This window comes from Streptomyces sp. MAR4 CNX-425, from assembly GCF_048656465.1.
In the GTDB taxonomy this organism is placed as follows: domain Bacteria; phylum Actinomycetota; class Actinomycetes; order Streptomycetales; family Streptomycetaceae; genus Streptomyces.
The window spans coordinates 511,084-522,489 of sequence record NZ_JBMDLF010000002.1 but is presented as its reverse complement, the minus strand read 5'-3'; the positions used below and the strand labels follow the sequence as shown (position 1 = coordinate 522,489).

Genomic DNA, 11,406 nt, shown 5'->3' with positions numbered 1-11,406 from the left:
GCCTTTCTGCGGGGGGAGCGGACTGCGGGTTCGGGCACGGCGTCTCAGAACTCCAGGACGACCTGGAGGGCGGCTTCGGGGCGCTCGTCGAGCAGGGCGTACGCGCCCGCCGCCTCGGCCGCCGGCACCACGTGGCTGACCAGCGGGAGCACCTCGACCCGGCCCTCGGCGACCAGCCGCAGGAACGTCCGCTGCAGCCGCCCCTGGTCCCACCGCCCGGCGAGCTGCGGCGGGACGCCGCCGATCTGGGAGCAGACGAGCTGGACGCGGTTGTGGTGGAACTCGTCGCCGAGCCGCAGCCCGGCGGCGTCGCCCTGGTAGAAGCCGGCGGCCACGACCCGGCCGTCGACGACGACGGAGCGCAGCGCCTCGTGCAGCGCCGGGTAGGCGCCGCTCAGCTCGATCGCGGCGTCGGCGCCGCGGCCCTCGGTCGCCGCCCGGATCCCCTCGGCGACCGCGTCGGCACGGGCGTGCAGCGTACGGGCCGCGCCGTGCGCCCGGGCCCGCTCCAGCCGGGCGTCGAGGGCGTCCACGGCGGTGACCGTGGCGCCGCTCAGCGCGGCCAGCCGGGTGGCGAGGAGCCCGATGACGCCCTGGCCGAAGACGGCGACGTCCTCGCCGACGTGGATCCCGGCGGCGAGGACCGCGTTGTACGCGATCGCTCCGACCCGGGCGAACGACGCCGCGAGCGGGTCGAGCCCGGCGGGCAGCGTGTGCCCGGCCAGCCGCTCGGCCGGGACCACGCCCTCGCTGCGGTGCCCCCAGATGCCCCAGACCAGGTCGCCGGCCGCGGGCAGGCCGGGGGTGCCGGCCAGCTCGGGGGAGACCTCGGTGACCTCGCCGACCTCGGAGTAGCCCCAGCCGGCGACCGGGTACGACAGCCCGGCGGCGTCCTCGCGGAACAGCCGGGCCTCCGGGTCCCAGGAGCGGGTCAGATACGGGTTGGTGCCCCGGTAGGCGGTGAGTTCGGTACCGGCCGAGATGCCCGAGTACCTGGTGCGGACCCGCAGGTGGCCGGGTGGCAGCGGGGCGCGCTCGTGCTCGGCGACCTCGACCTGGCGGGGGGCGGTGAACTGGACGACGCGTTCCACGGTGGGTGCTCCGGTGGGGCTGATCGGGGGCACGGATCTTCCTGGCTTGCGTCGAAGATATCCCAGACTTATGTCTTGTCAACAAGAAAAAGTAGTGGTGTGATGCAGTCCGCTCAGGCTTAAGTCGATCCAAGGACAGTCAAAGGATCTGGAACATGCGCACGTGGACCCGGCGGTCGAGGACCTCGGCCCTGCTCGCGGGCACCCTCGCCATGGGGGTGCTCGCCGGCTGCGCCACCGACGCCTCCGGTCCGGGCAAGCCCGACCGGAAGATCACCGTGTGGTCGGAGGAGAGCCTCACCGACCGCATCGCCCACACCCGGAAGGTCATCGACGGCTTCGAGGAGGAGACCGGCGTCGAGGTCGAGCTGGTCGGCGTGGACGAGAACCAGCTCCCGCAGCTCATCATGTCCGCCGCCGCGGCCGGCGACCTGCCGGACGTGATCGGCGCCGTGCCGCTCGGCCAGACCTGGCAGATGTACAGCAACGAGCTGCTGAACACCCGCATCCCCGCCGAGGTCGTCGACCGGCTCGGCGAGGACACCTTCGACGCCAACGGGCTGCGCCTGACCGCCGACGGCGGCACCCGGCTCGGGGTGCCCTCCGACGCCTGGGTGCAGATCGTCGCGTACCGCGAGGACCTGTTCCGCGAGGCCGGGCTCGACGTCCCCGACGACTACGCGAGCCTGCTGAAGGCCGCCGAGCGGCTGGACGTCCAGGGCCGCGACGGGATCTCCGTCGCCACCGACCCCGCCGACGTCTTCACCCAGCAGAGCTTCGAGGACCTCGCCCTGGCCAACGGCTGCGACCTGGTCGACGGCGCCGGCGACATCGCCCTGGACTCGGAGAAGTGCCGCACCGCCTTCGAGACCTACGGTGCCCTCGCCCGCGACCACGGGCCGCCCGGGCTCCAGACCGTCGACACCACCCGGGCCACCTACTTCGCCGGCCGGTCCAGCATGATCATCTGGTCCTCGTTCCTGCTGGACGAGCTGGCCGGGCTGCGCAACGACGCCCTGCCGAGCTGCCCCGCGTGCACGGACGACCCCGGCTTCCTCGCGGCGAACAGCGGCATCGTCACCGCGCTGAAGGGCCCCGGCGGCGCCGAGCCCGCGCAGTTCGGCGAGATCACCTCGTGGCTCGCCACCAAGACCGCCGAGACCGAGGCGTCCACGCAGTTCATCGAGTACATGATGAGCGCCGGCTACGAGGACTGGTTCGGCATGGCGCCCGAGGGCAAGATCCCGGTCCGTACCGGCACCCCCGGGCGGCCCGGGCGCTACGTGGACGCCTGGCGCGCCAGCGACATGGGCGTCGACACCCGGAAGTCCATGGAGGAGGTCTTCTCCCCGGAGCTGCTCGACCAGCTCGTCGCCGGCGTCGGCGACATGAAGCGCTGGGGCATCGACCAGGGCGAGGGCGCGCTCGTCGGCGCCACCAACGGCGAACTGCCCGTCGCCAAGGCGGTCGGCGCCCTGACCTCCGGACAGACGAGTCCCGAGGAGGCCGCGCGCGAGGCGTACGAAGAGGTCGACGCGCTGAAGACCTCCCTTGAGTAACCGGCCGGCCCCGCCACCCCCGAGGAACCCGCACCGAGGTAACCGCAGATGACCACGACCGACAGCCGCGGCCCGGCGGACTCCGCCGCCCCGCGCCCGCCCGCCGGCGGCCGGCCCCGCGCCCGCCGCCCCCTGACCGCGAGCCGCCGCGAGAACCGCGCCGGCCTGGCCTTCGTCACCCCCACCTTCCTGGTGGTGCTCGTCGTCGTGATCGTCCCGATCCTCTGGACGGTCCTGCTGGCCTTCCAGGACGCCAAGCTCGTCGACATTCAGGGCATGGGCCTGTTCGGCAACTGGTCGCTGGAGAACTTCTCCGACGTGTTCGCCTCGGCCGGATTCTGGTCCAGCCTCGGCACCACCCTCGTCTACACCGTCGGCGCCACCGCCGGCTCCGTGCTCCTCGGCCTCGTCGCCGCCCTCGCGCTGCGCCGCCCCTTCCGCGGCCGCGGCCTGCTGCGCGGCTCGATGCTCCTGCCGTACGTCGCCCCGGTCGTCGCCGTCGCGTTCGTCTGGGAGGTGGCGCTGAGCCCGCAGTACGGCGTCGTCAACGAGTGGGGCCGGGACGTCTTCGGCTGGGACGATCCCGTAGCGTTCCTGTCCACCCGGCAGTACGAGGTGAACCTGCTGGGCTGGCACGTCGACCTGCCGCTCGCCCTGCTCACCGTCATCGCCTTCGAGATCTGGCGCTACTTCCCCTTCGCCTTCCTCTTCCTCCTCGCCCGGCTGCAGGCCGTGCCGGACACCCTGGAGGAGGCCGCGACCGTGGACGGGGCCACGATCTCGCAGCGCTTCCGGCACGTCCTGCTGCCGCAGCTGATGCCCGTGATCGCGCTGCTGTGCGTGCTGCGCTTCATCATGACGTTCAACAAGTTCGACGACGTCTACCTGCTCACCGGCGGCGGCGCCGGCACCGACGTCGCCGCCGTGCGCGTCTACGACTTCCTCACCTCGCGCTTCGACGTCGGCGCCGCCGCGGCCCAGGCGCTCGTTCTCGCGCTCGTGCTGACGCTGCTGCTGGGCGTCTACTTCAAGTTCTTCGCCAAGCGGGTCCAGGAGGAGGCGTGATGACGCGCGCGCGGTTCGAGGAGTACCTCTTCGGCACGCTCCGCCGGCTGGTGATCGTGTTCCTGGCGCTGATCACCCTGGTGCCCTTCTACTACATGGTCATGCTGTCGCTGAAGCCCATCGACGCCCTGCTGGCCGACCCCGGGTCGATCTGGGTGTCGGCGAAGGACCTCACCACCTCGACCTACCGCGACGTGCTCAAGTCCACCGAGGACGGCGGCCAGGGCTTCCTCAGGCTGATGCTCAACTCGGCGCTGGTCTCGCTGGGCACCGTCGTCCTCACCCTCGCCGCGGCCGTGCCCGGCTCGTACGCCGTCAGCAGGCTGCGGTTCTTCGGCGGCCGCCAGGTCAGCGCGGTGTTCCTGGCCGTCTACCTGTTCCCGGCGACGCTGCTCGCCGTCCCGCTGTTCGTGATGTTCGCGCGGATCGGCCTGTCCGGCAGCCTGGTGGGCCTGGCGATCGTGTACGTGGCGCAGACCGTGCCGGTCTCGATCTACATGCTGAAGAACTACCTCGTCACCATCCCGTACTCGATCGAGGAGGCGGCGGCGCTCGACGGGTGCAGCCGGCCGCAGACGCTGCGCCGGGTGGTGCTGCCGCTGGCCCTGCCCTCGCTGATGGCCACCGGGCTGTACGTCTTCATGATCGCCTGGAACGAGTTCCTGTTCGCCCTGCTCTTCCTCGCCGCCGACCCGGAGAGCTGGACCGTCTCGCTGGGCCTGGCGCAGCTGTCCAACGGCATCGAGGTGTCCAAGACCGTACTGATGGCCGGTTCCGTGGTCCTCACCATCCCCGTGGTACTGCTGTTCTTCGCCGCCGAACGACTCCTCACCGAGGGTCTGACCAGCGGCGCCGACAAGAGCTGACCGGGGAGACACCCATGCGCAACCAGGCCAGCGCGGGACAGCTGCTCCAGCTGATCCGCACCGGCGAGGCCACCACCCGCGCCGAACTGCAGGACGCCACCGGCCTGTCCCGCTCCACCGTCGCCGGCCGGCTCGACGCGCTGAGCGCCGCCGGCTGGCTGCGCGGCGCCGCCGGCGTCTCCACCGGCGGCCGGCCCTCCGTGCGGCTGGAGTTCGACACCGCCCACGCCGTCGTGCTCGCCGCCGACCTGCAGACCCGGCACGGCCGCGCCGCGGTGCTCGACCTCGCCGGCCGGCCGCTCGCCGAGCGCACCGGCGCGCTGCGCGTCGGCGACGGGCCGGAGGCGGTCCTCGACGAGCTGGGCCGCTGGTTCGGCCCGCTGCTGGCCGAGGCCGGGCGGGGCGCGGACGAGGTCTGCGGCATCGGCATCTCGGTGCCCGGGCCGGTGGACTTCGGCACCGGGGTCGTCGTGCAGCCGCCGATCATGCCCGGCTGGGACGGCTACCCGATCCAGGACCACATGCGCCGGTCCTTCGCCGGCCACGCGGGCGGCCCCGCGGACGTGCCGGTGCTCGTCGACAACGACGCCAACCTGCTGGCGTACGCGGAGCAGCGCGCCGGCTTCGCCGACTGCGCCGCCTTCGTGCTCGTCAAGGTCTCCACCGGCATCGGCGCCGGCGTCGTCGTCGACGGCCGCATCTACCGCGGCATCGACGGCGGCGCCGGCGACATCGGGCACGTACGGCTGCACGACGGGATGGACGCCCTGTGCGCCTGCGGTTCGTACGGCTGCCTCGCCGCCGTCGCCAGCGGCCGCGCGCTGGCCGGCCGGCTCACCGACCTGGGCGTGCCCGCGACCTCCGGCTCCGACGTGCGCGACCTGCTGGCCGCGGGGCAGCCGGATGCGGTCCGGCTGGCGCGCGCGGCCGGCATGCGCGTGGGCGAGGTGCTGGCCACCGTCGTCACGCTGCTGAACCCGGGCGTGCTCATGATCGTCGGAGACCTGGCCGGCACGCCCTTCCTCACCGGGGTACGGGAGTTGCTGTACCAGCGCGCGATGCCGCGCACGACCGCGCACCTCCAGGTCGTCACCACGCGCCTCGGCGACGGCGCGGGGCTGGCGGGCGCGGGGGCGCTGGTGGTGGAGCACCTGTACGCGCCCGGCCGCGCGGACGAGCGGCTGGCGGCCCGCGGCGGAACCGGCGCGCGATGACGGCCCCGGCACCCGCACCGGTACGGGTCGGGCTCGCCGGCGCCGGGCCCTGGGCCCGCGCCATGCACGCCCGGATGCTCGCCGCCGGGCCGGAGACCGAGCTGACCGCCGTCTGGGCCCGCCGCCCCGAGGCGGCCGCCCGGGCGGCCCGGCCGCACGGGGCCGCGGTCGCCGGCTCCTTCGCGGAACTGCTCGCCGGCTGCGAGGCCGTCGCCTTCGCCGTACCCCCCGCCGTCCAGGCGGACCTGGCCGTACGCGCCGCCGCCGCGGGCCGGGCGCTGCTGCTGGAGAAGCCGCTCGGCCCGGACCTGGCCGCCGCCCGCGCCGTCGCCGACGCGGTCGCCGCGCACGGCGTGGTCTCCCAGCTCGTCCTCACCAAGCGGTACCACCCCGCCACCCGCGACTTCCTCCGCCGTGCCGCCGCCGCGGACGTCACCGGCGCCCGCTCCTGCTACCTCCACGGCGCCTTCCTCGGCGGCGAGTTCGCCACCGGCTGGCGGCTGGCGCACGGCGCGCTCCTCGACCTCGGCCCGCACCTGCTCGACCTCCTCGACGCCGCCGTCGGCCCGGTCACCGCCGTCCGCGGCACCGGCGACCCGCGCCGCTGGATCGAGCTGACCTGCGAGCACGAGAACGGCGCCGTCAGCCAGGCGTCGCTGTCCGGCAGCGTCCGGCTGCCCGCCGCCCGCACCCGCGTCGAGCTGTACGGCCCCGGCGACACGCTCGTCTACGACACCGCCGGGCTCGACCACGAGGAGTGCTGGCCCGTGCTGCGCCGGGAGTTCGCCGCCGCCGTGCGCGCCGGCCGCCCCGGCGCCCTCGACGCCCGCCGCGGACTGCGGCTCCAGGAGCTGCTGGACCAGGCGCTCCCCGGCTGAGACGCCGCCCTCCGGGGACCGGTCCCCGGCGCGGCGCGGGACACTTGCGGGACACGTACCGTTCCGAGAGTCCGGAGGCCGGCGATGTCCCTGCGAGAGAGCCTGGCGCGGGGCGCCGCGCCGTCGCCGCCCGGCACCCTGCACGCCAGCAGCGTGGCCGGCGGCATCCGGGTGCCGCCCGGCGCCGCCCGCGTGGTGAGCTTCGGGCGCGACAAGGACGAGGTCGACCTGTGCGTCGGCGAGGACGACCTGCGGGTCAGCCGCCGGCACGGCGAGCTGTCGTACCAGCGCAGCACCTGGTGGCTGCGCAACACCGGGCAGCAGCTCGTCCGGCTGCCGCGCGGCCGCCTGATGCACCTGAGCACCGAGCCGATCCCCCTCGCGTCCGGCTACACCCCGCTGTTCGTCAAGGGCTCGGGACACCGCGAGCACCTCGTCGAGCTGTACGTCACCGACGCCGGCGGGGACGGCCGGGTGCCGCGGCACCGCGCCGAGACCCTGCCGCCGAAGCGCTGGCCGCTCAGCGACGAGGAGCGGCTGCTGCTCGTCGTCCTCGGGCAGCAGTACCTGCAGTACGAGTCCGAGCCGCGGCCGCTGTCGTACCGGCAGGCGGCCGAGCGGCTGGCCTACCTGCCCGGCGGCGGGGCGTGGACCCGGCGCCGCATCGAGCACAAGATCGAGGACGTCCGCCGGCGGCTGACCCGCGGCGGCTTCCCGTACCAGGTGATCCGCGCCGACGACGGCAGCGGACCGTCCGACAACGACCTGAAGCACAATTTGCTGCGCGGGCTGGTGGAATCCACCACGCTGGTGCCGCCCGACCTCGAACTCCTGGACGAGGATTTCCCGAGCTGAGGGCCGTTTTCGGCCCTTCCGCGCGGCCGCCGCCGGGAAGTCGTGGAGACGTCGTGCCTCCGTTACGCGCACCCGATAAGTTTCGCCCTGCAGACGGGCGAAGGGAGTCGCGGTGCGCGTGGGTCAGCTGGTCGGCGACCGCTACCGGCTCGAAGAGCTGATCGGCGAGGAGGGGCGCGGCGAGGTGTGGCTCGCCGAGGACGGTCAACTGGGCCGCCGGGTCGTGCTCAAACGCGGCGGCGGCAGCGGGGACCGCCCCCGGCTCCTCGGCGTGGCCCGGGCCCAGGCCAAGGCCACCCACCCGCACGTGGTCACGCTCTACGGGGTGGAGTTCGTCGACTCCGGCCCGGACTCCGGCTGCTGGCTGGTCATGGAGCACGTCACCGGCGGCAGCCTGGGGAAACAGCCCCCGATGGCACCGGAGAAGGCGGCCCGGATCGGCGCACAGCTCGCGCGGGCGCTGGAGGCGCTGCACGCCAACGGCGTGGTGCACTGCGACGTCAAGCCCGCCAACGTCGTCATCACCGACGACGGCACCCCCAAGCTCACCGACTTCGACTCCGCCCAGCGCACCGGCAGCAGCGAGACCATCTCGCCGGACCGCCCGCTGAGCTACACCCCCGACTACGCCGCCCCCGAGGTGGCGGGCGGCTCGCCCGTGCCCCACTCGGACGTGTACTCCCTCGCCGCGACGCTCTACAAGGCCGTCACCGGCGTGCCCCACGACGAGGTCGACGGCGACGGGGACGGCGGGGAGGACGACGCCACCCTGCGCGAGTGGAAGGTCAGCCACGGCGTGCTGCGCCGCGAGCGCGACACCGGCCCGCTCGCCCGGCCGCTCGACGCGATGCTCCGCCGCCGGCCCGACCAGCGGCCCGACGCCGCCGGCGCCCGCCGCCTCCTGGAGGAGGCCGCCGGCGAGCGCGGCTGGACCCGGCGGCTCCGCTTCCCCGGCGCGCCGCGCCGGTACCCGCGGGCGGCGGCCGCCGCCGGCACGGCGCTCGTCACGGCCGCGGCGCTCACGGCCGCCTGGTTCTGGTGGCTCGCGCCCGGCGGCGACGACGACGGCGCCGGCCCGCGCGGGACCGCCCCGGGCGACGCCAGGCCGCGCGACGGCTCCGTCATCGGCGACGAGCGCACCCTGGACCCGTGCGCGCTGACCGACCCCGGCGAGTTCGCCCGGTTCGGCGAGACCGTGGAGCGCGACCGCGACTACGGCAACTTCGACCGCTGCGACGTGCTGGTCCACCCGCAGGGCGACGACGGCGGACACATCGACGTCCAGGTGGAGTTCGACTCCGGCCCGGCGCCCGAGTCGCCGGCTCCGGTACGCACGTTCGGCGGCATCGGCATCATCGAGGAGCCGCCCGGGGGCGACGAGTGCGTCCGGGCCCTCGTGCTGCCGGACGAGGCCGACGACGACGTCAGCATCTGGATCTACGTCGACGGCGGCGACGCCCGGTACTCCGGCGGCACGGACACCCTGTGCGCGATGGCCGACATCGCCGCCAGAACCGCCGGCGAGACCCTCGGCAGGGCCCGCGCCGAGAACCGCACCGTCCCGCGCCGCAAGCCCCCGGCGCCGGAGGTGTCGCTGCTGTGGCTGGACGCCTGCCGGCTGCTCGACGCGCGGGCCCTGGAGGTCGTCCCCGGCGTCGACGCCGCCGACCCCGAGGTGGGCTTCGGCAACTGGGACTGCGAGTGGTACAGCACCACCCGCGACATCGAGATCGAGCTGCGCTACGACCGCGACCAGCCCCTCGGCGCCGACGACGGCACGGTGACCCGGCTGGCGGGCCGCGACGCGCGGGTCTCCCCGGAGTACGACGGCGAGGACACCTGCACCGTACGGGTCGAGTACCGCGAGTACCCCGACCAGAACGGGCAGAAGGCCGTCGAACTGCTCTACCTCGTCGTCGACGGCGACGACGAGGCGCAGGACGAGCTGTGCGGGATGGCCACGGAGCTGGCGGAGATCGCCGCCGGGGAGTTGCCGAAGCTCTGAGCCCGGGCGGCCGGGCCCCCGGCCACCGGCTCCGGACGGACCGGGGCGGGCCCCGGGGAGGGGTCCCCGGGGGCAGGGAGGACGGTGGGGCCGGGCGGCAGCAGCCGGCCGCGGCCGAGGGGACCTGCGATGGACCGTATCCGAGGACACCGGGGATGACCGGGCGGGACAGCCTGGCCCGGGGCGTGATACCCGGGCAGCCGGGCACGCTCCACGCGCGCTCGGCCGTCGACGGCATCCAGGTGGCGCCGCTGCCCGGGCTGACCGTGCGGTTCGGGCGCGGGCCCGGTGATGGCGGCGACGGCGGGCACGTCGAGCTGTACGTCGGCCGCAGCGACCAGGGCGTCAGCCGCCGGCACGGCGAGCTGACGTATCTGGAGGGCGGCTGGACGCTGCGCAACACCGGGCAGCAGGCGCTGCGGCTGCCGCACGGCAGGCTGCTGGGCCCCGGCTCGGACCGCACCCCGCTGGCCGCCGGCTACACGCCCGTCTTCGTCAAGGGCTCCGGCTTCCGGGAGCATCTGGTGGAGCTGTACGTGGTCCGTCCCGAGCCGGCGTGCCCGGGCGGCCCGGCGGCCCCCGCGCGGGCGACGCTGCCGGCGGGGTGGTCGCTGTCGGACGACGAGCGGCTGGTGCTGGTGGTGCTGGGGCAGCGGTATCTGCGCCACGAGCCGGACCCGCGGCCGGTGCCGTACCGGCAGGCGGCGGAGGTGCTGGCGTTCCTGCGGCCGGGGGAGCGGTGGGGCGCGCGGGAGGTGGAGCGGCGGGTGGCGGAGGTGCGCCGCCGGCTCGCGGGCGACGGCGCGTACCTGTCGGCGCTGCGGGACGCGCGGCCGCCGGAGGCCGCGGACTGCACGCCGGACCACCGCCTGCTGACGGACCTGGTGGCGGCGACGGCGCTGGTGCCGCCGGACCTGGGGCTGCTGGACGGCGTCGGCTGCTGACCGCCGGGCGCCGGCGGCCGGTTCAGGAGTGCACGTCGCCCGTCGTCGACGAGGAGATCGCCGCCCGCTGGCCCAGCTCGCCCGGCGGAATGCCCGGGTGGTGCGTGCCGTCGTCCGGGCGGCCGCCGGGGGCCGCGGCGCCGAGGGTGAGGCGGGAGAGGAGCCGGTAGCGGTCGCCCCGGTAGACGGAGTGCACGTACTCCACCGGCCGCCCGCGGGTGTCCGTGGTCAGCCGCTCGAAGAGCAGCGCCGGCGACAGCTCCGGCACGTCCAGCAGCCGGGACTCCGCGGCGCTGGTCACCGTCGGCTCGATGTACTGCACGGCCTCGCGCACCTGCACCCGGTGGTGCGCGCGCAGATGCTCGTAGAAGTCGCCGCTCTCCAGCTCCTCCGGCGTCACCCCCGGCACCAGCTCGGCAGGCAGGTGCAGGTACTCGATGGCCATCGGCGCCTCGTCGACGATGCGCAGCCGCGCCACGTACGTGATCTCGGCGGCCGGCGAGACGCGCAGCCTGCGGCCGACGCGGGCGCCCGCGGGGACCCGGGTGAACTCCAGGATCCGGCTGGACCAGGCCCCGGCCGCCGGCGGCAGCGTGAGCGGCCGGCCGCCCGAGACCAGCTCCTGGGTGATCTTGGCGGGGGCGACGAACGTGCCCCGTCCGTGCTCGCGCACGAGCAGCCCGGTGCTCACCAGCTCGTCCACGGCGGCGCGCAGCGTGGGGCGGGAGACGCCGAGCCGGGCGCACAGCGCCCGCTCCGCGGGGATGGCGTCCCCGGGCCGGCGTGACTCGACCAGCTCCAGCAGGTGATCGCGCACCCGCTCCCGCTTGAGCACGCTCGACGAGCTGTCACCTTCCATGGCCGGGACCTTACCACAGGTGACCACTTGCCGGACCAGTGGATTCGGTGCGCACGGCGACCCGCCAGAA

General features: G+C 74.8%; 10 protein-coding genes. 8 read left to right on the top strand and 2 right to left on the bottom strand.

The features are described 5' to 3' along the window. Positions 1 to 44: 44 nt before the first annotated feature. Complete coding sequence (locus ACHZ99_RS07540; protein ID WP_420304011.1) at positions 45 to 1,091, bottom strand: zinc-dependent alcohol dehydrogenase; 1,047 nt, start codon at positions 1,089 to 1,091, stop codon at positions 45 to 47. Positions 1,092 to 1,246: 155 nt separating this feature from the next. On the opposite strand from ACHZ99_RS07540, the gene ACHZ99_RS07535 reads away from it, so the two are divergent. From ACHZ99_RS07535 to ACHZ99_RS07500, 8 genes are all read left to right on the top strand, one after another. After that, the gene (locus tag ACHZ99_RS07535) at positions 1,247 to 2,650 is read left to right on the top strand and encodes an ABC transporter substrate-binding protein (protein WP_420303600.1); all 1,404 of its coding nucleotides are present in this window, start codon (positions 1,247 to 1,249) and stop codon (positions 2,648 to 2,650) included. A 48-nt stretch (positions 2,651 to 2,698) separates the two neighbouring features. After that, positions 2,699 to 3,715, top strand: a complete 1,017-nt coding sequence (locus ACHZ99_RS07530; RefSeq protein WP_420303599.1) for a carbohydrate ABC transporter permease — start codon at positions 2,699 to 2,701, stop codon at positions 3,713 to 3,715. After that, entirely contained in the window at positions 3,715 to 4,581 is an 867-nt protein-coding gene (locus tag ACHZ99_RS07525; RefSeq protein ID WP_420303598.1) for a carbohydrate ABC transporter permease, read from the top strand. Before ACHZ99_RS07530 ends, ACHZ99_RS07525 begins: the two co-directional genes overlap by 1 nt. Positions 4,582 to 4,595: 14 nt before the next feature. Next, positions 4,596 to 5,795, top strand: coding sequence for an ROK family protein (locus tag ACHZ99_RS07520; RefSeq protein ID WP_420303597.1), 1,200 nt, complete (start codon positions 4,596 to 4,598; stop codon positions 5,793 to 5,795). Further along, positions 5,792 to 6,673 (top strand): Gfo/Idh/MocA family oxidoreductase, encoded by an 882-nt coding sequence (locus tag ACHZ99_RS07515; RefSeq protein ID WP_420303596.1) that lies wholly within the window; start codon positions 5,792 to 5,794, stop codon positions 6,671 to 6,673. Before ACHZ99_RS07520 ends, ACHZ99_RS07515 begins: the two co-directional genes overlap by 4 nt. 84 nt (positions 6,674 to 6,757) lie before the next feature. Then, positions 6,758 to 7,528 carry an FHA domain-containing protein gene (locus tag ACHZ99_RS07510; RefSeq protein ID WP_420303595.1) on the top strand — a complete coding sequence of 257 codons (771 nt, stop codon included), beginning with the start codon at positions 6,758 to 6,760 and terminating at the stop codon, positions 7,526 to 7,528. A 112-nt stretch (positions 7,529 to 7,640) separates the two neighbouring features. Continuing rightward, the gene (locus ACHZ99_RS07505) at positions 7,641 to 9,533 is read left to right on the top strand and encodes a serine/threonine-protein kinase (RefSeq protein WP_420303594.1); all 1,893 of its coding nucleotides are present in this window, start codon (positions 7,641 to 7,643) and stop codon (positions 9,531 to 9,533) included. A 155-nt stretch (positions 9,534 to 9,688) separates the two neighbouring features. Next, a complete protein-coding gene (locus tag ACHZ99_RS07500) occupies positions 9,689 to 10,477 on the top strand; it encodes an FHA domain-containing protein (RefSeq protein WP_420303593.1) in 789 nt (262 codons plus the stop codon). A 22-nt stretch (positions 10,478 to 10,499) separates the two neighbouring features. On the opposite strand, the gene ACHZ99_RS07495 is transcribed toward ACHZ99_RS07500, so the two are convergent. Further along, positions 10,500 to 11,336: a GntR family transcriptional regulator gene (locus ACHZ99_RS07495; protein WP_420303592.1), complete on the bottom strand. Its 837-nt coding sequence runs from the start codon at positions 11,334 to 11,336 to the stop codon at positions 10,500 to 10,502. Between the last annotated feature and the right edge of the window lie 70 nt (positions 11,337 to 11,406).

Excerpts from the sequence above, each read along its gene's own strand:
- ACHZ99_RS07535 (WP_420303600.1), top strand. The coding sequence starts at position 1,247 with ATGCGCACGTGGACCCGGCGGTCGAGGACCTCGGCCCTGCTCGCGGGC.
- ACHZ99_RS07530 (WP_420303599.1), top strand. The coding sequence starts at position 2,699 with ATGACCACGACCGACAGCCGCGGCCCGGCGGACTCCGCCGCCCCGCGC.
- ACHZ99_RS07525 (WP_420303598.1), top strand. The coding sequence starts at position 3,715 with ATGACGCGCGCGCGGTTCGAGGAGTACCTCTTCGGCACGCTCCGCCGG.
- ACHZ99_RS07520 (WP_420303597.1), top strand. The coding sequence starts at position 4,596 with ATGCGCAACCAGGCCAGCGCGGGACAGCTGCTCCAGCTGATCCGCACC.
- ACHZ99_RS07515 (WP_420303596.1), top strand. The coding sequence starts at position 5,792 with ATGACGGCCCCGGCACCCGCACCGGTACGGGTCGGGCTCGCCGGCGCC.
- ACHZ99_RS07510 (WP_420303595.1), top strand. The coding sequence starts at position 6,758 with ATGTCCCTGCGAGAGAGCCTGGCGCGGGGCGCCGCGCCGTCGCCGCCC.
- ACHZ99_RS07500 (WP_420303593.1), top strand. The coding sequence starts at position 9,689 with ATGACCGGGCGGGACAGCCTGGCCCGGGGCGTGATACCCGGGCAGCCG.
- ACHZ99_RS07495 (WP_420303592.1), bottom strand. The coding sequence starts at position 11,336 with ATGGAAGGTGACAGCTCGTCGAGCGTGCTCAAGCGGGAGCGGGTGCGC.